Below are 19,984 nucleotides of genomic sequence, written 5' to 3'. Positions count from 1 at the left end.
TTATTCCTCCTCGGTTTCATCTGTGATATATTCAAGAATATCGCCGGGTTGGCAGTCCAATTCCCGACAAAGGGCATTAAGTGTTGAAAAGCGTATTGCCTTGGCTCGATTATTTTTCAAGATGGACAAGTTGGCAGGGGTGAGGTCAATCAATTCTGCTAAGCGTCCAGCACTAATCCGTTTTTGAGCCATGACAAGGTCTAAATTTATTTGAATCATAGTCCCTCCTAAATCGTGTAGTCTACTTCTTCTTGCAGCTCAATTGCCTTGCCAAAAGCATTGCGGATAACCCGAATAATCAAGGTTAAAATGCAGCAAGAAACGGCTACGAGGAGCATGGGCATATAGACTGTCAAGCCCATAAAGAAAGAAATGAGGGTGACCATTCCGACTTCCCAGCCTAGATAGCGCATATACTGTACATTCTGTCTGATAAAGACCTGATTTTTCCCGATGCGGCTGAGGAGTCGATAGAGATGTACGATACAGGTCAGAGCCAGGCAGCCCAAGACATAGCCTAGGAGCAACAATATCCAATAGCGGCTTTCTCCCTGAAAGAAAGGTGAGGGAAATTCGATGACTAGGCTGACTACCCAAGGTCCGATGGCTATCAGGACAATGGAAGCAATAAATAAAATGCTGAGGCTGATTTTTGTAAGCACAATGCTTATATCTTCAGCTGTTTTTTGTCTTGTCTTTGACATGGATTCCTCCAAATAATTTCTAGTTTTATTTACTATATCACAAAATATATCGATAATCAATAACAAAATATCGAAAAATAATAAAAAATTATCAAGAAACAGTAAAATTATTTTTGATAGGCGCTGAAAAAATAACAAATACTCGCTGGAATAGATGGAGAGAAAGTAAAGCTCTTGCCCCTTTAACTGACTTTTCTGGTATAATGAAAGGCAGGAAATACAAGGAAGTAAAGCATGAAAATTTTTGATACACACACGCATTTAAACGTGGAAGAATTTGCTGGTCGAGAGGTAGAGGAGCTCCAGCTAGCTACAGAAATGGGTGTCAGCAATATGAATGTTGTCGGTTTTGACCGGCCGACCATTGAGCGCGCCTTGGAGTTGGCCGACAATTATGAGCAGATTTATGCTACGATTGGCTGGCATCCGACTGAGGCTGGGACTTATGATGAGGCGGTGGAAGCCTATCTGCTGGACAAGCTTACTCATCCAAAAGTGGTGGCTCTGGGCGAGATTGGGCTGGATTATCACTGGATGACAGCGCCAAAGGAAGTGCAAGAGCGAGTATTTCGCCGACAAATCCAGCTCTCCAAAGAGTTAGATCTGCCCTTTGTCGTCCACACGCGCGACGCTTTAGAAGACACCTATGAGATTATCAAGAGTGAGGGTGTAGGCCCTCGTGGCGGTATCATGCACTCTTATTCGGGTTCTTTGGAAATGGCAGAGCGCTTTATCGAGCTGGGGATGATGATTTCCTTTTCTGGAGTCGTCACCTTTAAAAAAGCGACGGATATTCAAGAAGCTGCGCAGAACCTGCCTTTGGACAAAATCCTCGTCGAGACGGATGCGCCTTACTTGGCACCTGTTCCCAAGCGTGGCCGAGAAAACAAAACAGCCTATACTCGCTATGTTGTCGAGAAAATTGCTGAACTGCGTGGACTGACGGTCGAGGAAGTGGCGCAAGCGACCTATGAAAATGCAAAGAAGGTGTTTGGGCTTGACTGAAAAGATAAAAATCCCCCAAGTGGTCGTTGTGGAAGGGCGTGATGACACAGCCAATCTCAAGCGCTATTTTGATGTTGAGACCTATGAAACTAGAGGTTCCGCTATCAGCGGTGCCGATATCGAACGGATTCGTCGCCTACAGGACTTACATGGAGTTATTGTCTTTACAGATCCTGATTTCAACGGCGAGCGGATTCGCCGTCTGATTATGACAGAAATTCCCACTGTCCAACATGCCTTTCTCAAGCGTGACGAAGCGGCTCCTAAGTCCAAGACCAAAGGGTGCTCACTAGGTATTGAGCACGCTAGTTTTGAAGACTTAAAAACAGCCCTCACTGGGGTGACCAGCCATTTTGAGTCAAGCAGTGATTTTGATGTAACAAAGAATGACCTTATGCGCCTAGGGTTGCTCATGGGAAGCGATAGCCGTCAGCGCCGAGAGTATCTAGGTGAGCAACTCCGCATCGGCTATTCTAACGGTAAGCAGCTACTCAAGCGGCTGGAACTGTTTGGGGTGACCTTGGCGGAAGTGGAAGAAGTGATGCTTAAGTATTCAGTCTAACGGAGTCAGAAATGAAAAAAGTAATTATTACAGGCGGCAATAGTGGTATTGGCTACCAGGCTGCTAAACAGTTAGCTGAAAAAGAGTGGTCAGTGACCCTATTTTGCCGGAGAAAAGAAGCTGCTGAGCAAGCCTGTGAGAAAATCCGTCAACAAACAGGCAATCCGCATGTAGATTATACCTTGGTTGATTTGTCTGATATGAAGAGCGTCAGGAAAGTGGTAGAACAGTATATCCAAAAAGAAGAGACTTTAGATGTTTTAATTAACAATGCGGCTGATTTTGATTTATCAATCAAAAGTCCTGTGATAACCAAAGATGGATTAGAAAAGCAGTTTGCGACCAACGTGGGCGCTCCCTTCTTGCTTTCTATCCTGTTGAAAGATTTGTTGGAAAAGTCTGAGAGTGGTCGGATTATTAATATTTCTTCCCAAGGGCTAGTGCTTTATCCTTTCATGAAGCTTGATTTTGAAAATTTATCTGGTCAAAAACATTACAGTCCTGCTAAGACTTATTATCAGAATAAACTGGCCTTGTTGATGCTGTCGCTTTATATGCGTAAACATTGGGAAGGTATCAAGGTTCACGCAATCCGTGTGACCAATGTCAAAGTAGATATGCGCCGTTATGATCACCTCAGCGCTTTTATGAAAAATCTGTATAAAATTAAGTCGAGATTTTCGATTAGTCCTGAAGAAATGGCGAAAGTCTATACAGCCTTATCTACAGAAGATGACTATGAGGGCTTTTTGTATGACGAGAAATGTAGAGAAGTTAAGGCTAATGCATTTGCTTACGATGACGAAGAGCAGAAAAAACTTTACACCTTACTTGAGCAAATGACCTCCTTAAAAGATAACGAATAACGAATTAGCAAGCATCTGTATTGGTAATGGTGGAAACAGAGGCGACTCAAGCGTTTGGAACTGTTTGGTGTGACTTTAACGGAAATTTAAACTTTAATAAAAAATTGTGAAGGGAGATGACATGGCAAATAGAAGCTATATTTATTTAAAAAACGGCGATGAGGCACGTATTCTAACGGAGGGCGTTTACACAATTCCTTATTTTTGGCAATTATTTTGGGATGAAAAAGATTTGCGAATGCCTAGTATTCTATGGAAAAAATTTAATATCTTACTTCATATTGAAAAATTCCAGAAAAATTCCCACAAAAATCGGTCCTTTTTAGAAAAGAATGCCCCTCAGTCCTTGCAACTATATGATGATTTTGTTCGCTATATTCTTGCAAATGTCAAAGATGGTGACATGCTAGGATTTGATATTTTAGAAGTTGCTTCTATGGACGGATTGTCTACAGCTTCGCGTAAGCTTTTAAAAAACATCCGAGCAATTCAGGGAAATCAACCCCAAGAATTGGATTTTTCTTTAACAGGTACGAACTTGATTGGGCTTGCCATGGGGTTTCCTGATTATTATGCCTCAAAATTGTTGCCAGAAGACAATATTCTAGACTCGGTTGCATACCAAGATGAGTTGAAGAAAATGCAACGCCCAAAAGATAAACAAGTGCAAGTCCAAGAAGCTGAGCAAGTCCAAGTTCAAGAAGATAAGCTAGTACAACGTCAAGAAGCTAAACCTAAACAAGAGCAAAGCCAAAAAGAAGAGCAGGTACAAGCCCAAGAAGATGATCAAGTGCTTGATGAGACTGGGGCCGAAGCAAAAGAGAACAAGCGAGGTAATGGGGTCATATATTTGCTTTTATTGGCACTAGTAATTCGGTTGATTTTTTATATGATGGCTAAGAGATAGAAAAGAGAGAAAATGAGAATTGCAGACTATAGTGTGACCCGTGCCATTCTGGAGCGTCACGGTTTCACTTTTAAAAAATCGTTCGGTCAGAATTTCCTGACTGATACCAACATCCTCCAGAAGATTGTGGATACAGCCGAGATTGACAAAAAGGTCAATGTCATTGAAATTGGTCCCGGTATTGGGGCTTTGACGGAGTTTTTGGCTGAAAGTGCCGCCGAGGTCATGGCTTTTGAGATTGATGATCGTCTGGTGCCGATTTTGGCAGATACTCTGCGTGATTTTGACAATGTGACTGTGGTCAATCAGGATATTCTCAAGGTTGATCTGGCTCAGTACATAGCAGAGTTTAAGAATCCAGACCTGCCTATTAAGGTAGTGGCAAACTTGCCCTACTACATCACGACACCGATTCTCATGCATTTGATTGAGAGTGGGATTCCTTTTAGTGAGTTTGTCGTTATGATGCAGAGGGAAGTGGCGGATCGGATTTCAGCTCAGCCGAATACCAAGGCCTACGGTAGTTTGTCGATTGCGGTCCAGTATTACATGACGGCCAAGGTTGCCTTTATCGTGCCGCGGACAGTCTTTGTGCCAGCGCCAAATGTGGATTCGGCCATTCTCAAGATGGTGCGCAGAGACCAGCCGGCAGTTGCAGTAAAGGACGAGAAATTCTTTTTCAAGGTCTCCAAGGCTAGCTTTGTTCACCGTCGCAAGACGCTCTGGAACAATCTGACCAGTCATTTTGGAAAGTCAGAGGATACCAAGGCTAAATTAACAGCTGCTTTAGAGCAAGCTGAGTTATCTCCAAGTGTTCGGGGGGAAGCCTTGACTTTGGCAGATTTTGCCCGTCTGGCGGATGCCTTGAAGGAACAAGGATTATAAGATTTGAAAACCAGCCCTTTTTGAAAAGAGCTGGTTTTTTTGAAAGAAATTTCACGAGGTTTCCATAATTTTTTAAAAGAAAAACTCTTGTCAACTTAGACAAGAGTTCTTGTTCGATGCGGAGGAAGGGATTTGAACCCTCACACCCGTACGGGCACATGCGCCTGAAGCATGCGTGTCTGCCGTTCCACCACCTCCGCTTGCTTTTTATTATAACATATTTTTTGAAAATGCCAATAGTAAAAGCCAAATATATGTTTTTTTGATATAATAATTGTATTAACTTTAAAGGAGCAATCTTGCAAGGAATAATTATCAAAGCCTTGGCTGGCTTTTATTATGTAGAGTCAGATGGGCAGGTGTATCAGACCAGAGCGCGTGGGAATTTCCGCAAAAAAGGACAAACGCCTTATGTTGGTGACCATGTCGAATTTTCAGCGGACAAGGATTCTGAAGGCTACATTTTAAAAATAGCCGAGCGTAAAAATAGTTTGGTGCGGCCACCCATTGTCAACATTGATCAGGCAGTTGTCATCATGAGTGCCAAGGAGCCTGACTTCAATGCCAATCTCTTGGATCGTTTTCTGGTGCTTTTGGAGCACAAGGGCATCCACCCCCTTATCTATCTGAGTAAGTTGGATCTATTGGAGGATGAAGCCAGCTTGGATACTTATGTTCAGGCCTATCAGCGGATTGGCTATCAGGTGGTCCGGTCTGTCGAGGATTTATTGCCACTGCTGACGGGGAAAATCACAGTTTTCATGGGTCAGACTGGTGTTGGGAAGTCCACTCTGCTCAATAAAATTGCGCCAGACTTGCAGTTAGAAACAGGAGAAATCTCTGAAAGTCTGGGGCGGGGTCGCCATACGACACGGGCGGTCAGCTTTTATAACCTAAATGGCGGAAAAATTGCGGATACTCCGGGCTTTTCTTCTCTGGATTATGAGGTAGACAAGGGAGAAGACTTGAATGCAGCCTTTCCAGAAATTGCCGAAATCAGTCGGGATTGCAAATTCCGAACTTGTACCCATACGCATGAACCGGCTTGTGCCGTCAAACCAGCCGTAGAAGCTGAGCGAATTGCTGCTTTTCGTTTTGAAAATTACCTGCAATTTCTCAGTGAAATCGAAAATCGTCGTGAAACTTATAAAAAGACGGCTAAAAAACTTCCTAAATAGAGAAAGGAACTATCATGAAAACATTTAAAATTGCTCCCTCTGTTCTGAGTGCGGATTATGCTAATTTTGAGACAGAGTTGAAAAAGCTAGAAGCTAGCGGGGCGGAGTATGCCCATCTGGATGTCATGGATGGCCATTTTGTACCCAATATCAGCTTTGGGGCTGGGGTTGTGGCTAGTATGCGTCCCCACAGCAAGATGGTTTTTGACTGCCATCTCATGGTATCCAATCCTGAGCATCATATCGAGGAATTTGCTCGAGCAGGTGCAGATATTATCAGCATCCATGTGGAAGCAACGCCGCATATTCACGGAGCTTTGCAGAAGATTCGGGCGGCAGGTGTCAAGCCTAGTGTGGTTATCAATCCTGGAACACCGGTTGAAGCGATTAAAAATGTCTTGAATCTAGTGGATCAGGTCTTAGTGATGACAGTCAACCCAGGCTTTGGTGGTCAGGCTTTTCTGCCAGAAACCATGAGTAAGATTCGTGAACTGGTCGCTCTGCGAGAGGCCAATCAGCTGAACTTTGATATTGAAGTGGACGGTGGGATTGATGATAAGACGATTCAGATGGCTAGAGAAGCTGGAGCCAATGTTTTCGTAGCAGGCAGCTATGTCTTCAAAGGTGATGTCAGCCATCAAGTTCAGACCTTGAGGGATGTACTAGATGCTTAGGATTGCTCTGTTTGCTGGCGGTGATTTGACGGAGGTCAATCGAGATTTTGATCTTTTTGTCGGAGTTGATCGTGGTGCCTTTTATTTGCTAAAGCAGGGCTTGCCTCTAGATCTAGCGGTTGGTGATTTTGATTCTGTCTCTGACGAAGAATTGCTGCATATCAAAGATAGAGCCAAGGAAGTCATTCAGGCTCAGCCTGAAAAGGATGATACGGACTTAGAATTGGCTGTTCTGGCTTGCTTTGAGCGCTATCCAGACGCTTATCTGACGATTTTCGGCGCCTTTGGCGGTCGTCTAGATCATGCTCTGGCCAATGTTTTCTTGCCCAGCAATGATAAAATCGCTCCCTATATGGAGCAGCTGATCTTAGTGGATGCCCAGAATTGCATCTGCTATGTTCCCTCTGGCCGTCATGAGATCAAGCCGGTGGAAGGCATGGACTATCTGGCCTTTCTGCCGACAGAGGATGTTCCTTTGACCATTGAAGGAGCTAAATATCCTTTAAATGAAACGAATTTTTTCTTTAAAAAAGTCTATGCTTCTAACGAATTTATAGATAGACCTGTATTTTTATCTTTTGACAGGGGTTATACGGTTGTTATTTACAGTAAAGATAGGAGTTGATATGGAATATATCATCATCATCCTGCTTATCATCAATCTGGTCTTTCTCTATTTCTTCTGGCAGAGACAGGGGCAGCAGGAGCAGGCAATCAGAGTCTTGCTAGAAGAGCAGGAGGATCACTTGTCCGACCAGCTGGATTACCGCTTTGAGCAGGAAAGGCAGCAGGAGGCTCTTCGGCAAAAAGAGTTGGAACTTGTTCTGGGAGATCGGCTGGCAGAAGTTCGAACAGATTTGCACCTTCATTTGACGGATTTACGAACTGAAATGGCGGAGAGTTTCAGCAAAAATCGAGATAAGACCGATGAGCGGATGCGTCAGATTCAGGAGTCCAATGACTTACGGCTGGAGCAGATGCGCCAAACTGTTGAGGAAAAATTAGAGAAGACTTTGCAGAGTCGTCTGCAGACCTCCTTTGAGACGGTGTCCAAACAACTAGAGTCTGTTAATCGTGGTTTAGGAGAGATGCAGACAGTGGCTCGGGATGTGGGCAGTCTCAATAAGGTTCTTTCCAATACCAAGACCCGTGGCATTATGGGCGAACTCCAGCTGGGACAAATTATCGAAGACATCATGACGCCCAGCCAATATGAGCGAGAATTTGCCACAGTGGCAGGCTCTAGTGAGCGCGTGGAGTATGCTATCAAATTGCCGGGGCAGACGGAGCAGGACTATGTCTACCTGCCCATCGATTCTAAGTTTCCTTTAGCAGATTACTACCGCTTGGAAGAAGCTTATGAGTCGGGCAACAAGGAAGAAATTGAACTTCACCGTAAGTCGTTGTTGGCTAGTGTCAAGCGCTTTGCAAAGGATATCAACAGTAAATATCTAGCTCCGCCAACTACGACTAATTTTGGGATTATGTTTTTGCCAACGGAAGGACTCTATTCCGAAGTGGTTCGCAATCCAGAGTTTTTCGACGGTTTGCGGCGAGATGAGCAGATTGTTGTAGCGGGTCCATCTACCCTGTCAGCCCTGCTCAACTCTCTCTCAGTTGGCTTTAAAACCCTGAACATTCAGCGTAGCGCAGATGACATCAGCAAGGTTTTGGGTAGTGTCAAGCTGGAATTTAATAAATTTGGCGGTATTCTAGCTAAGGCTCAGAAGCACCTGAAGAATGCTTCTGGCAGCATTGATGAGCTACTGACTCGACGAACCAATGCCATTGAAAGAACGCTGCGGCATATTGAATTGTCTGACCAAGACCTCCATTTTCACTTGCTCGATATTCCAGATGAAAGGGAAGACTATGAAAATTAATCAAATGAAAAAAGATGAACTGTTTGAAGGCTTTTATCTGATTAAGTCAGCCGAAGTCCGACAGACCAGAGCTGGGAAGAATTACCTCGCCTTCACTTTCCAAGATGACACTGGAGTGATTGAGGGGAAATTATGGGATGCCCAGCCCCATAATGTGGCGGAATTTACAGCAGGGAAAGTCGTTCACATGCAAGGACGCCGCGAGGTCTACAATAACACCCCTCAGGTTAATCAGTTGACCCTGCGCCTGCCAAAGGCTGGTGAGCCCAACAATCCTGCTGATTTTAAAGAAAAACCACCCGTTGACCAAAAAGAACTGCGGGAATATCTAGCGCAAATGATTTTCAAGATTGAAAATCAAGTCTGGCAAAGGGTTGTGCGCTCGCTTTACAGCAAATACGATAAGGAATTCTATTCCTACCCAGCAGCGAAAACCAATCACCATGCTTTTGAATCAGGACTCGCTTTTCATACAGCTACCATGGTCAAGCTAGCGGATGCGATTGGTGACATCTATCCTCAGCTCAATAAAAGTCTTCTTTTTGCGGGGATCATGCTGCACGACTTGGCCAAGGTCATTGAGTTGAGCGGTCCAGAAAATACGGAATATACTGTGCGAGGCAATCTGATTGGCCATATTGCACTGATTGATGAGGAACTGACCAAAACCTTGGCGGAGCTGAAAATCGACGACACCAAAGAAGATGTTATCGTTTTGCGCCACGTCCTCCTCAGCCATCACGGTCTCCTTGAATACGGCAGTCCCGTTCGTCCAAAGATTATGGAGGCCGAAATCCTACACATGATTGACAATCTGGATGCGGAAATGATGATGATGACCACGGCTTTGTCTCTCGTTGCTCCGGGAGAAATGACCAATAAAATTTTCGCATTGGAAAATCGTTCCTTCTATAAACCAAAAATTGATAAGTGAAATACGAAAAATGGGCATTATATTTAGTATAATGTTCGTTTTTTTGATATAGTATGATATAATGAAAAAAATAAAATAAATATTCATGGAAATCACTCCAAACTTTGAAATCGAAAGAGCTGATTTGTGCTCTGTGCGAGAAGATCCTAGCTCATAGATTAGTTTGTGGCTGATTTTGATGGAGTCGAATTGGTGAAAAAATGAAATTAAGAAGAAGTGAGCGCATGGTGGTTATTTCCAATTACTTGATTAACCATCCTTACCAATTAACAAGTTTAAATACATTTGCAGAAAAATATGAGTCTGCCAAGTCTTCTATTTCAGAAGACATCGTGATTATCAAACGTGCCTTTGAAGAAATCGAAATTGGTACGATTGAGACAATTACCGGTGCTGGGGGAGGTGTCGTCTTTACTCCTTCCATTTCAGAAAAGGAGGCAAAAGCTATCGTTCAAGATCTCCGCGATCAACTGTCTGAAAGTAATCGAATCCTGCCTGGCGGCTATATCTATTTGTCCGATTTGCTCAGTACGCCGTCTATCCTCAATAATATCGGTCGCATCATTGCCAAAGCTTTCAAAGACCAAAAGATTGATGCCGTTATGACAGTGGCGACCAAGGGTGTTCCCTTGGCCAATGCTGTCGCTAATGTCTTGAATGTTCCCTTTGTCATTGTCCGTCGCGATTTGAAAATCACTGAGGGCTCTACGGTCAGTGTCAACTATGTCTCTGGCTCTAGCGGAGATCGAATTGAGAAAATGTTTCTCTCAAAACGTAGCCTAAAGGCTGGCAGTCGGGTACTGATTGTTGATGACTTTCTAAAGGGAGGCGGAACAGTTAATGGGATGATTAGCCTTCTGTCCGAGTTTGATTCGGAGTTGGCAGGAGTAGCGGTCTTTGCGGACAATGCGCAAGCCAATCGCGATCATCTAGAATACAAATCACTGTTAAAGGTGACCAATATCGATGTTAAATCAAATACGATTGATGTTGAGATTGGGAATATATTTGATTAACTTTAGGAAAGAATTATGAGAAATATTTTTGATAAATTAGAGGGAATTTCTGTTTTTGTTCGTTCTGGAATTATATTGATCTTAGCGGCTATCTTGATTTCTGGTCTTTTATTTTTAAAACCAGCTCAAAAGAATACTGTCTCTACTAAAAACGTTAGTTACAGTAGACGTTCAAGCTCTAGCGACGCTAGCGCTAGCTCTACAAATCAAGCATCTTCAGAGGATAATACGATTCAGGATGCTGAAGCCGCTGTTAAAAAATTAGAAGAAGAGCGTACCAATGAAGGTTTGGCTCAAGCACAAGCAGCGGTTGATAAGGTAAAAGATGAGGAAGCCAAAGCTAAGTTCCAAGGCCGAATTCAAGCCGTAAAATATGCAATGAAGACACCTGAGGAATCCTCTGAACCTGATTCAGACCAGCAGCCTGTCCCAACGCCCTCACCAGCCTATGTAGCTCCTGCAGTTTCAAGTGAGACACCATCACAACCACAGGAAAATCACAGTCCAGCCCCTGCTACAAGTTCGGAGCATACTCCCGGCTCGTCTTCTGCTCCCTCAGGGGCTTAAGCGACACAGTGATTACGAGTAGAAGAATCATGATAAAAATAATAAGAACTCTTAATCATGTAATATGAATCATGTTCTGAGAGTTTTTTTAGTTTGTTAGTAGTAAAATATCTTTATTTTAAACGCTTATTAAAGATTACAAGAATAAGCAAAAAATTAAGAAAACCTATTGACGAGGATATGCTTCTGTGTTACAATGATAAACGGTACTTTTTACTTTTGGTCTCTCAAAAGTGTACAGAGACGTGCTGACAAATGTTGCAAAAGTACACACAGATGGTAGCTGTCACCAAGTGTATCATCACCAAAATTAAAAAAATACAGGAGAATGTAGATGCCTACAATTAACCAATTGGTTCGCAAACCGCGTAAATCAAAAGTAGAAAAATCTAAATCACCAGCTTTGAACGTTGGTTACAACAGCCACAAAAAAGTTCAAACAAACGTATCTTCACCACAAAAACGTGGTGTTGCAACTCGTGTCGGAACTATGACACCTAAGAAGCCTAACTCAGCCCTTCGTAAATTTGCCCGTGTACGTTTGAGCAACTTGATTGAAGTTACAGCTTACATTCCAGGTATCGGACACAACTTGCAAGAGCACAGCGTGGTGCTTCTTCGTGGTGGACGTGTAAAAGACCTTCCAGGGGTACGTTACCATATCGTTCGTGGTGCACTTGATACAGCAGGTGTTACTGACCGTAAGCAAGGCCGTTCTAAATACGGTACTAAGCGTCCAAAAGCATAAGGAAAGGGGATAAAGATAAATGAGTCGTAAAAACCGTGCGCCTAAGCGCGAAGTATTGCCAGATCCGCTTTACAATTCACAATTAGTTACTCGTCTTATCAACCGCGTTATGCTTGATGGTAAGCGTGGTACAGCAGCTTCTATCGTTTACGGAGCTTTTGAGCAAATTAAAGAAGCTACTGGAAATGATGCACTTGAAGTATTTGAAACAGCGATGGAAAACATCATGCCTGTTCTTGAAGTACGTGCACGCCGTGTCGGTGGTTCAAACTACCAAGTACCGGTTGAAGTTCGTCCAGAACGTCGTACTACACTTGGACTTCGTTGGTTGGTAACAATTTCACGTGGTCGTGGTGAACACACTATGCAAGATCGTCTTGCAAAAGAAATCATGGATGCTGCTAACAACACTGGTGCAGCAGTTAAGAAACGCGAAGATACTCACCGTATGGCTGAAGCTAACCGTGCCTTCGCACACTTCCGTTGGTAAGATCATGATACCAAGAGCGCTAAAGGCACAAGGCAAAAATAGGAAACTGATGCAGTGTTTGAAGAACACAAAGCAGTTTGTCTTTTTTGCGCAGGGCCTCGCTCGGGTTCAAATTAGCTAAAAATATTATTCTTAGCTATAATTCAACTGATCATCTTGTAAGTTGAAACCAACAAAAAACAAGATAAACATTTAGAACGGGTAGGTCCTGCCTATCCGTTTTTTCTAAATAATGTTATAATAGATTGTAAAATAAAAAATAGGAGAAACTAACCTCATGGCACGCGAATTTTCACTTGAAAAAACTCGTAATATCGGTATCATGGCTCACGTCGATGCTGGTAAGACAACTACAACTGAGCGTATCCTTTACTATACTGGTAAAATTCACAAAATCGGTGAAACTCACGAAGGTGCGTCACAAATGGACTGGATGGAGCAAGAGCAAGAACGTGGTATCACTATCACATCTGCTGCGACAACAGCTCAATGGAACAACCACCGCGTAAACATCATCGACACACCAGGACACGTGGACTTCACAATCGAAGTACAACGTTCTCTTCGTGTATTGGATGGTGCGGTTACCGTTCTTGACTCACAATCAGGTGTTGAGCCTCAAACTGAAACAGTTTGGCGTCAAGCAACTGAGTACGGAGTTCCACGTATTGTATTTGCTAACAAAATGGACAAAATCGGTGCTGACTTCCTTTACTCAGTAAGCACACTTCATGACCGTCTTCAAGCAAATGCTCATCCAATTCAATTGCCAATCGGTGCTGAAGATGACTTCCGTGGTATCATCGACTTGATCAAGATGAAAGCTGAAATCTATACTAACGACCTTGGTACAGATATCCTTGAAGAAGATATTCCAGCTGAATACCTTGAACAAGCACAAGAATATCGTGAAAAATTGGTGGAAGCTGTTGCTGAAACTGATGAAGAATTGATGATGAAATACCTTGAAGGTGAAGAAATCACTAACGAAGAATTGAAAGCTGGTATCCGTAAGGCAACTATCAACGTTGAATTCTTCCCAGTATTGTGTGGTTCTGCCTTCAAGAACAAAGGTGTTCAATTGATGCTTGATGCGGTTATTGACTACCTTCCAAGCCCACTAGACATCCCAGCGATCAAAGGTATCAACCCAGATACAGACGAAGAAGAAACTCGTCCAGCATCTGACGAAGAGCCATTTGCAGCTCTTGCCTTCAAGATCATGACTGACCCATTCGTAGGTCGTTTGACATTCTTCCGTGTTTACTCAGGTGTACTTCAATCTGGTTCTTACGTAATGAACACTTCTAAAGGTAAACGTGAACGTATCGGACGTCTTGTGCAATTGCATGCCAATAGTCGTCAAGAAATTGAAACCGTTTATGCTGGGGATATTGCAGCTGCTATTGGTTTGAAAGATACGACAACTGGTGACTCATTGACAGATGAAAAAGCTAAAATCATCCTTGAGTCAATCAACGTTCCAGAACCAGTTATCCAATTGATGGTTGAGCCAAAATCTAAAGCAGACCAAGATAAGATGGGTATTGCCCTTCAAAAATTGGCTGAAGAAGATCCAACATTCCGCGTTGAAACAAACGTTGAAACTGGTGAAACAGTTATCTCTGGTATGGGTGAGCTTCACCTTGATGTCCTTGTTGACCGTATGCGTCGTGAGTTCAAAGTTGAAGCAAACGTAGGTGCTCCTCAAGTATCTTACCGTGAAACATTCCGCGCTTCTACTCAAGCACGTGGATTCTTCAAACGCCAGTCTGGTGGTAAAGGTCAATTCGGTGATGTATGGATTGAATTTACTCCAAACGAAGAAGGAAAAGGTTTCGAATTCGAAAACGCAATCGTCGGTGGTGTGGTTCCTCGTGAATTCATCCCAGCGGTTGAAAAAGGTTTGATCGAGTCAATGGCGAATGGTGTCCTTGCTGGATACCCAATCGTTGACGTGAAAGCTAAACTTTACGATGGTTCATATCACGATGTCGACTCATCTGAAACAGCCTTCAAGGTTGCGGCTTCACTTGCCCTTAAAGAAGCTGCTAAGACTGCACAACCAGCTATCCTTGAGCCAATGATGCTTGTAACAATCACTGTTCCAGAAGAAAACCTTGGTGATGTTATGGGTCACGTAACTGCTCGTCGTGGACGTGTAGATGGTATGGAAGCACACGGTAACAGCCAAATCGTTCGTGCTTACGTTCCACTTGCTGAAATGTTCGGTTACGCAACTGTTCTTCGTTCAGCATCTCAAGGACGTGGTACCTTCATGATGGTATTTGACCACTACGAAGATGTACCTAAGTCAGTACAAGAAGAAATCATTAAGAAACACCGTGGTGAATAATTCACTACATGACGCCCGCTTCTAGCGGGCGTTTTTTCTTTTTGGAATCGAAATATGAAATTTATGAAAAACATCGAAAATACATGAAAGAAAATTTGTTACTTGTTAATAATAATGAAATCAGTTGCAATTTTACTCAATAAGGTATATAATAGAAATGTTGAAAGGTGATTTGTAGTGATTCAAGTTACTCTTTTCACATAAAATTTTTTTGATTTTCATAAGGAGGAAATCACTAATGGTAGTTAAAGTTGGTATTAACGGTTTCGGTCGTATCGGTCGTCTTGCTTTCCGTCGTATCCAAAACGTAGAAGGTGTTGAAGTTACTCGCATCAACGACCTTACAGATCCAGTTATGCTTGCACACTTGTTGAAATACGACACAACTCAAGGTCGTTTCGATGGTACTGTTGAAGTTAAAGAAGGTGGATTCGAAGTTAACGGTAAATTCGTTAAAGTTTCTGCTGAACGTGACCCAGAACAAATTGATTGGGCTACTGACGGTGTAGAAATCGTTCTTGAAGCAACTGGTTTCTTTGCTAAGAAAGACGCTGCTGAAAAACACCTTAAAGGTGGAGCTAAGAAAGTTGTTATCACTGCTCCTGGTGGAAACGATGTTAAAACAATCGTATTTAACACTAACCACGACGTTCTTGATGGTACTGAAACAGTTATCTCAGGTGCTTCATGTACTACAAACTGTTTGGCTCCAATGGCTAAAGCACTTCAAGACAACTTTGGTGTTGTAGAAGGATTGATGACTACTATCCACGCTTACACTGGTGACCAAATGATCCTTGACGGACCACACCGTGGTGGTGACCTTCGTCGTGCTCGCGCTGGTGCTGCTAACATCGTTCCTAACTCAACTGGTGCTGCTAAGGCTATCGGTCTTGTAATCCCAGAATTGAATGGTAAACTTGATGGTTCTGCACAACGCGTTCCAACTCCAACTGGATCAGTTACTGAGTTGGTAGCAGTTCTTGAAAAGAACGTTACTGTTGATGAAGTAAACGCAGCTATGAAAGCAGCGGCTAACGAATCATACGGTTACACAGAAGATCCAATCGTATCTTCAGATATCGTAGGTATGTCTTACGGTTCATTGTTCGACGCAACTCAAACTAAAGTTCTTGACGTTGACGGTAAACAATTGGTTAAAGTTGTATCATGGTACGACAACGAAATGTCATACACTGCACAACTTGTACGTACTCTTGAATACTTCGCGAAAATCGCTAAATAATTCAATTGTATGAAGAAGGGATCCGAATGGATCTCTTTTTTTGTTTTGCAGAACAGTTTGAAGGAATGGCTATTGGAAATCAACTCGATCATCTAGCAGCATTAGCATTTATCAGAAAAATGAGAATAGTGTGGTCTTTCATCTATCTTTGATTGGAGAAAAGGAAAAGCCATGAATTTTTGCTATCACTTTTGTAGATTTTGTGATATAATTAACACGTATAAAAAAAGAAGGAGTCATATCTAATGGCAAAATTGACTGTTAAAGACGTTGACTTGAAAGGGAAAAAAGTTCTCGTTCGTGTTGACTTCAACATTCCTGTAAAAGATGGCGTGATTACTAACGACAACCGTATCACTGCAGCACTTCCAACTATCAAGTACATCCTTGAACAAGGTGGACGTGCAATCCTCTTCTCTCACCTTGGACGTGTAAAAGAAGAAGCAGACAAAGAAGGTAAATCACTTGCTCCTGTAGCTGCTGACTTGGCTGCTAAATTGGGACAAGAAGTTAAATTTATCCCAGGCGTTACACGTGGTGCTGAATTGGAAGCAGCTGTTAACGCTCTTGAAGATGGACAAGTTCTCTTGGTTGAAAACACTCGTTTTGAAGATGTTGACGGCAAGAAAGAGTCTAAAAACGATCCAGAACTTGGTAAATACTGGGCATCTCTTGGAGATGGTATCTTCGTAAACGATGCATTCGGTACAGCTCACCGTGCACACGCATCTAACGTTGGTATCTCTGCAAACGTTGAAAAAGCTGTTGCTGGCTTCCTTCTTGAAAACGAAATTGCCTACATCCAAGAAGCAGTTGAAACTCCAGAACGTCCATTCGTAGCCATCCTTGGTGGTTCAAAAGTATCTGACAAGATCGGTGTTATCGAAAACTTGCTTGAAAAAGCTGATAAAGTCCTTATCGGTGGTGGTATGACTTACACATTCTACAAAGCACAAGGTATCGAAATCGGTAACTCACTTGTAGAAGAAGATAAATTGGATGTTGCGAAAGCTCTTCTTGAAAAAGCAAACGGCAAATTGATCTTGCCAGTTGACTCTAAAGAAGCAAACGCATTTGCTGACTACACTGAAGTGAAAGATACTGAAGGTGAAGCAGTGGATCCAGGCTTCCTTGGTTTGGATATCGGTCCTAAATCTATCGCTAAATTCGACGAAGCCTTGACTGGTGCGAAAACAGTTGTATGGAACGGACCAATGGGTGTGTTTGAAAACCCTGACTTCCAAGCTGGTACAATCGGTGTCATGGACGCTATCGTGAAACAACCAGGTGTGAAATCAATCATCGGTGGTGGTGACTCAGCTGCTGCAGCCATCAACCTTGGTCGTGCAGACAAGTTCTCATGGATTAGTACGGGCGGAGGCGCTTCTATGGAGCTTCTTGAAGGTAAAGTATTGCCAGGTTTGGCTGCACTTACAGAAAAATAATTTCAGCCCGTTAGTCTCTACAAAATCCTGATTTTGTAGAAAAAGGAACAAAACTGAAACGTTAACAAAAAGGTGGCTATGTCACCTTTTTGTGTTAGTGGAGGTATTTGTGACGCGGTGGTGGTGCCTCAATGGAACTCCTTGAAGGTAAAGTTCTTCCAGGGCTTGCAGCTTTGACTGAAAAATAATCTTTGAAACGAAAAGAGTTGGGAAACCAACTCTTTTTCTTTTGTCCACGTATGTGTCTGAGGAAATGGGCTTTTGGCTTCTATTTTCCTAATGAGTAATCAATAATGGGAAATATAGTTAGAAATACAGTAGAAGCTGGCTATGCATTCTTGTAGGATACAAACAATAAACTCGATGGACAGAGCCTTTTTGTTGAAAAATATGTTAGAATAGAGATAGTTTACTTTTAAAAGGGAAAAGGCATGAGCTATTTTAGTAAGTACAAATTTGATAAATCAAAGTTTCGCTTAGGCATGAGGACGATGAAAACAGGGATAGCAGTCTTTATTGTCCTACTCATTTTTGGTATGTTTGGCTGGAAGGGGCTCCAAATTGGGGCTTTGACAGCGGTGTTTAGCCTGCGAGAAGATTTTGATAAAAGTGTTCATTTCGGAACTTCTCGTATTTTAGGAAATAGTGTCGGGGGCTTTTATGCTTTGCTATTCTATCTGTTGGGAAATTTATTGAACGGCCAATTTTGGGTGACTTTGGTATTTGTGCCAATCTGTACGATGCTGACGATCATGACCAATGTTGCTATGAACAATAAGGCTGGGGTGATTGGTGGTGTTTCAGCTATGCTGATTATCACTCTCTCCATTAGTCCGGAAGATACTATTTTATACGTTTTTGCTAGAGTTTTTGAAACCTTTATGGGTGTCTTTGTTGCAATAGTGGTAAATTCGGATGTGGATAGAATTAAGAATTTCTTTAAGTCTATAAATTAAATGTGTGAGAAAATCTCACATTGATTGTTGACATACAAAAAAATTAGTTATAATAGTGCATAGAGAGGAAAAAAATGAAGGAAAAAGAGTTTCGCCGAAATATGGCAGTCTTTCCCATAGGTAGCGTTATGAAGTTGACGGACTTATCTGCCCGTCAGATTCGATATTATGAGGAGCAAAACCTCATCACTCCCCTTCGGAATGAGGGCAATCGCCGAATGTATTCTCTGAATGATATGGATCGACTTTTGGAAATTAAGGATTATATTTCTGAAGGTTATAATATCGCCGCTATCAAAAAGAAATATGCTGAGCGTGAAGCTAAATCCCACAAAACGATTAGTGAAAAGGAAGTCCGCCGGGCTCTCCACAATGATATTTTACAGCAAGGTCGTTTTGGCTCTTCTCTGCCAACCTTTGGTCACATGCGTCGGCCATAAACTATTTTTTAAAACTATAAGGAGTTACCCATGCCCATTACAGCAGCTGATATTCGTCGCGAAGTAAAAGAAAAAAACGTCACTTTCATCCGTCTAATGTTCTCTGATATTTTGGGAACCATGAAAAACGTTGAAATTCCAGCAACGGATGAGCAGCTTGAAAAAGTCTTATCAAATAAGGCTATGTTTGACGGTTCGTCTATCGAGGGATTTGTTCGGATTAATGAATCTGATATGTATCTTTATCCTGATTTGGATACTTGGACAGTTTTTCCTTGGGGAGATGAAAATGGCAGTGTAGCAGGCTTGATCTGTGATGTTTATACGACAGAACATGTTCCCTTTGCAGGAGATCCTCGTAGTAACCTTAAGCGAGCTCTCAAACATATGGAAGCACTGGGCTTCAAGTCTTTCAATCTTGGTCCTGAGCCAGAATTTTTCCTTTTCAAATTGGATGAAAATGGCGATCCGACACTGGAAGTGAATGACAAGGGTGGCTACTTTGACTTGGCGCCGACAGACTTGGCAGACAATACTCGTCGAGAAATTGTCAATGTTTTGACTAAGATGGGATTTGAAGTAGAAGCGAGTCACCATGAGGTGGCAGTCGGTCAGCACGAGATTGACTTTAAGTATGATGAAGTGCTACGAGCTTGTGACAAGATTCAGATTTTCAAGCTGGTGGTGAAAACCATTGCTCGTAAGCACGGTCTCTATGCGACCTTCATGGCTAAGCCCAAGTTTGGTATTGCTGGTTCTGGTATGCACTGCAATATGTCCCTCTTTGACCAAGATGGAAATAATGCATTTTATGATCCAGAGGATCCAAAAGGGATGCAGTTGTCTGAGACAGCTTACTATTTCTTGGGCGGTTTGATTAAGCACGCCTATAACTATACGGCTATCATGAATCCGACTGTCAACTCTTATAAACGTTTGGTGCCTGGCTTTGAAGCGCCAGTTTACATCGCTTGGGCTGGGCAAAATCGCTCACCTTTGGTTCGAGTACCGGCATCGCGCGGCATGGGAACTCGCTTGGAGTTGCGTTCAGTAGACCCTATGGCTAATCCTTATATCGCTATGGCAGTGCTCCTAGAAGTGGGACTGCATGGAGTGGAAAAT

22 protein-coding genes and 1 tRNA gene are annotated in these 19,984 nt (G+C 42.6%); 20 read left to right on the top strand and 3 right to left on the bottom strand.

The genetic code is table 11. The features are described 5' to 3' along the window. A complete protein-coding gene (locus tag HMPREF9960_RS02065; RefSeq protein WP_005591644.1) occupies positions 1–219 on the bottom strand; it encodes a helix-turn-helix domain-containing protein in 219 nt (72 codons plus the stop codon). An 8-nt stretch (positions 220–227) separates the two neighbouring features. Continuing rightward, a complete protein-coding gene (locus HMPREF9960_RS02060) occupies positions 228–704 on the bottom strand; it encodes a DUF2975 domain-containing protein (RefSeq protein WP_005592081.1) in 477 nt (158 codons plus the stop codon). A 234-nt stretch (positions 705–938) separates the two neighbouring features. Here HMPREF9960_RS02060 and HMPREF9960_RS02055 point away from each other — a divergent pair, with 234 nt between their 5' ends. From HMPREF9960_RS02055 to rsmA, 5 genes are all read left to right on the top strand, one after another. Further along, on the top strand, positions 939–1,709 hold the full coding sequence (locus HMPREF9960_RS02055; protein ID WP_005591646.1) for a TatD family hydrolase: 771 nt from the start codon (positions 939–941) through the stop codon (positions 1,707–1,709). Continuing rightward, positions 1,675–2,271: a ribonuclease M5 gene (rnmV, locus tag HMPREF9960_RS02050; RefSeq protein WP_005591647.1), complete on the top strand. Its 597-nt coding sequence runs from the start codon at positions 1,675–1,677 to the stop codon at positions 2,269–2,271. Before HMPREF9960_RS02055 ends, rnmV begins: the two co-directional genes overlap by 35 nt. A gap of 11 nt (positions 2,272–2,282) precedes the next feature. Beyond that, positions 2,283–3,137: an SDR family NAD(P)-dependent oxidoreductase gene (locus HMPREF9960_RS02045; protein WP_005591648.1), complete on the top strand. Its 855-nt coding sequence runs from the start codon at positions 2,283–2,285 to the stop codon at positions 3,135–3,137. Positions 3,138–3,258: 121 nt separating this feature from the next. Continuing rightward, the gene (locus HMPREF9960_RS02040; protein WP_005592067.1) at positions 3,259–4,044 is read left to right on the top strand and encodes a hypothetical protein; all 786 of its coding nucleotides are present in this window, start codon (positions 3,259–3,261) and stop codon (positions 4,042–4,044) included. Between the two features lie 12 nt (positions 4,045–4,056). Beyond that, complete coding sequence (gene rsmA / locus HMPREF9960_RS02035) at positions 4,057–4,929, top strand: 16S rRNA (adenine(1518)-N(6)/adenine(1519)-N(6))-dimethyltransferase RsmA (RefSeq protein ID WP_005591650.1); 873 nt, start codon at positions 4,057–4,059, stop codon at positions 4,927–4,929. A gap of 117 nt (positions 4,930–5,046) precedes the next feature. On the opposite strand, the gene HMPREF9960_RS02030 is transcribed toward rsmA, so the two are convergent. Beyond that, positions 5,047–5,129: transfer RNA gene (locus HMPREF9960_RS02030), tRNA-Leu, on the bottom strand. Positions 5,130–5,228: 99 nt separating this feature from the next. Between HMPREF9960_RS02030 and rsgA the strand changes: the two genes are divergently transcribed. The 15 genes from rsgA to glnA all read left to right on the top strand — a co-directional run. Next, positions 5,229–6,107 (top strand): ribosome small subunit-dependent GTPase A, encoded by an 879-nt coding sequence (rsgA, locus tag HMPREF9960_RS02025; protein ID WP_005591651.1) that lies wholly within the window; start codon positions 5,229–5,231, stop codon positions 6,105–6,107. Positions 6,108–6,121: 14 nt separating this feature from the next. Beyond that, positions 6,122–6,781, top strand: a complete 660-nt coding sequence (gene rpe, locus HMPREF9960_RS02020; RefSeq protein WP_005591652.1) for a ribulose-phosphate 3-epimerase — start codon at positions 6,122–6,124, stop codon at positions 6,779–6,781. After that, positions 6,774–7,406: a thiamine diphosphokinase gene (locus HMPREF9960_RS02015; RefSeq protein WP_005591653.1), complete on the top strand. Its 633-nt coding sequence runs from the start codon at positions 6,774–6,776 to the stop codon at positions 7,404–7,406. Before rpe ends, HMPREF9960_RS02015 begins: the two co-directional genes overlap by 8 nt. Position 7,407: 1 nt before the next feature. Next, positions 7,408–8,664: a DNA recombination protein RmuC gene (locus HMPREF9960_RS02010; protein WP_005591654.1), complete on the top strand. Its 1,257-nt coding sequence runs from the start codon at positions 7,408–7,410 to the stop codon at positions 8,662–8,664. Next, entirely contained in the window at positions 8,654–9,598 is a 945-nt protein-coding gene (locus tag HMPREF9960_RS02005) for a 3'-5' exoribonuclease YhaM family protein (RefSeq protein WP_015605815.1), read from the top strand. The genes HMPREF9960_RS02010 and HMPREF9960_RS02005 overlap by 11 nt, the downstream gene beginning before the upstream one ends. Positions 9,599–9,798: 200 nt before the next feature. Next, positions 9,799–10,614 (top strand): pur operon repressor, encoded by an 816-nt coding sequence (gene purR / locus HMPREF9960_RS02000; RefSeq protein WP_005591656.1) that lies wholly within the window; start codon positions 9,799–9,801, stop codon positions 10,612–10,614. A 15-nt stretch (positions 10,615–10,629) separates the two neighbouring features. Beyond that, positions 10,630–11,181 (top strand): hypothetical protein, encoded by a 552-nt coding sequence (locus HMPREF9960_RS01995; RefSeq protein WP_005591657.1) that lies wholly within the window; start codon positions 10,630–10,632, stop codon positions 11,179–11,181. 334 nt (positions 11,182–11,515) lie between these two features. Continuing rightward, positions 11,516–11,929, top strand: a complete 414-nt coding sequence (gene rpsL, locus HMPREF9960_RS01990; protein WP_005591658.1) for a 30S ribosomal protein S12 — start codon at positions 11,516–11,518, stop codon at positions 11,927–11,929. A gap of 19 nt (positions 11,930–11,948) precedes the next feature. Next, positions 11,949–12,419 (top strand): 30S ribosomal protein S7, encoded by a 471-nt coding sequence (rpsG, locus tag HMPREF9960_RS01985; protein ID WP_005591659.1) that lies wholly within the window; start codon positions 11,949–11,951, stop codon positions 12,417–12,419. 277 nt (positions 12,420–12,696) lie between these two features. Beyond that, positions 12,697–14,775, top strand: coding sequence for an elongation factor G (gene fusA / locus HMPREF9960_RS01980; protein WP_005591660.1), 2,079 nt, complete (start codon positions 12,697–12,699; stop codon positions 14,773–14,775). A 238-nt stretch (positions 14,776–15,013) separates the two neighbouring features. Next, positions 15,014–16,021 (top strand): type I glyceraldehyde-3-phosphate dehydrogenase, encoded by a 1,008-nt coding sequence (gap, locus tag HMPREF9960_RS01975; protein ID WP_005591661.1) that lies wholly within the window; start codon positions 15,014–15,016, stop codon positions 16,019–16,021. A gap of 245 nt (positions 16,022–16,266) precedes the next feature. Next, positions 16,267–17,466, top strand: coding sequence for a phosphoglycerate kinase (locus HMPREF9960_RS01970; protein WP_005591663.1), 1,200 nt, complete (start codon positions 16,267–16,269; stop codon positions 17,464–17,466). Between the two features lie 431 nt (positions 17,467–17,897). Next, positions 17,898–18,422 carry an FUSC family protein gene (locus HMPREF9960_RS01965; RefSeq protein WP_005591664.1) on the top strand — a complete coding sequence of 175 codons (525 nt, stop codon included), beginning with the start codon at positions 17,898–17,900 and terminating at the stop codon, positions 18,420–18,422. Between the two features lie 74 nt (positions 18,423–18,496). Next, the gene (locus HMPREF9960_RS01960; RefSeq protein ID WP_005591665.1) at positions 18,497–18,862 is read left to right on the top strand and encodes a MerR family transcriptional regulator; all 366 of its coding nucleotides are present in this window, start codon (positions 18,497–18,499) and stop codon (positions 18,860–18,862) included. A gap of 30 nt (positions 18,863–18,892) precedes the next feature. Further along, the coding region (gene glnA / locus HMPREF9960_RS01955) for a type I glutamate--ammonia ligase (RefSeq protein WP_005592131.1) at positions 18,893–19,984 on the top strand (1,092 nt) is incomplete at its 3' end.

Source organism: Streptococcus cristatus ATCC 51100 (assembly GCF_000222765.1).
In the GTDB taxonomy this organism is placed as follows: domain Bacteria; phylum Bacillota; class Bacilli; order Lactobacillales; family Streptococcaceae; genus Streptococcus; species Streptococcus cristatus.
The sequence above is the reverse complement of the archived record's forward strand: the minus strand, read 5'-3'. Positions and strand labels throughout refer to the sequence as shown.

Coding starts and splice junctions, on each gene's coding strand:
- rpsG (WP_005591659.1), top strand. CDS start 11,949: ATGAGTCGTAAAAACCGTGCGCCTAAGCGCGAAGTATTGCCAGATCCG.
- HMPREF9960_RS02005 (WP_015605815.1), top strand. CDS start 8,654: ATGAAAATTAATCAAATGAAAAAAGATGAACTGTTTGAAGGCTTTTAT.
- HMPREF9960_RS01965 (WP_005591664.1), top strand. CDS start 17,898: ATGAGCTATTTTAGTAAGTACAAATTTGATAAATCAAAGTTTCGCTTA.
- HMPREF9960_RS02055 (WP_005591646.1), top strand. CDS start 939: ATGAAAATTTTTGATACACACACGCATTTAAACGTGGAAGAATTTGCT.
- fusA (WP_005591660.1), top strand. CDS start 12,697: ATGGCACGCGAATTTTCACTTGAAAAAACTCGTAATATCGGTATCATG.
- HMPREF9960_RS02060 (WP_005592081.1), bottom strand. CDS start 704: ATGTCAAAGACAAGACAAAAAACAGCTGAAGATATAAGCATTGTGCTT.
- rpsL (WP_005591658.1), top strand. CDS start 11,516: ATGCCTACAATTAACCAATTGGTTCGCAAACCGCGTAAATCAAAAGTA.
- rsmA (WP_005591650.1), top strand. CDS start 4,057: ATGAGAATTGCAGACTATAGTGTGACCCGTGCCATTCTGGAGCGTCAC.
- HMPREF9960_RS02045 (WP_005591648.1), top strand. CDS start 2,283: ATGAAAAAAGTAATTATTACAGGCGGCAATAGTGGTATTGGCTACCAG.
- rpe (WP_005591652.1), top strand. CDS start 6,122: ATGAAAACATTTAAAATTGCTCCCTCTGTTCTGAGTGCGGATTATGCT.
- rnmV (WP_005591647.1), top strand. CDS start 1,675: ATGAAAATGCAAAGAAGGTGTTTGGGCTTGACTGAAAAGATAAAAATC.
- HMPREF9960_RS01995 (WP_005591657.1), top strand. CDS start 10,630: ATGAGAAATATTTTTGATAAATTAGAGGGAATTTCTGTTTTTGTTCGT.
- HMPREF9960_RS02015 (WP_005591653.1), top strand. CDS start 6,774: ATGCTTAGGATTGCTCTGTTTGCTGGCGGTGATTTGACGGAGGTCAAT.
- HMPREF9960_RS01960 (WP_005591665.1), top strand. CDS start 18,497: ATGAAGGAAAAAGAGTTTCGCCGAAATATGGCAGTCTTTCCCATAGGT.
- HMPREF9960_RS01970 (WP_005591663.1), top strand. CDS start 16,267: ATGGCAAAATTGACTGTTAAAGACGTTGACTTGAAAGGGAAAAAAGTT.
- gap (WP_005591661.1), top strand. CDS start 15,014: ATGGTAGTTAAAGTTGGTATTAACGGTTTCGGTCGTATCGGTCGTCTT.
- HMPREF9960_RS02040 (WP_005592067.1), top strand. CDS start 3,259: ATGGCAAATAGAAGCTATATTTATTTAAAAAACGGCGATGAGGCACGT.
- purR (WP_005591656.1), top strand. CDS start 9,799: ATGAAATTAAGAAGAAGTGAGCGCATGGTGGTTATTTCCAATTACTTG.
- HMPREF9960_RS02010 (WP_005591654.1), top strand. CDS start 7,408: ATGGAATATATCATCATCATCCTGCTTATCATCAATCTGGTCTTTCTC.
- HMPREF9960_RS02065 (WP_005591644.1), bottom strand. CDS start 219: ATGATTCAAATAAATTTAGACCTTGTCATGGCTCAAAAACGGATTAGT.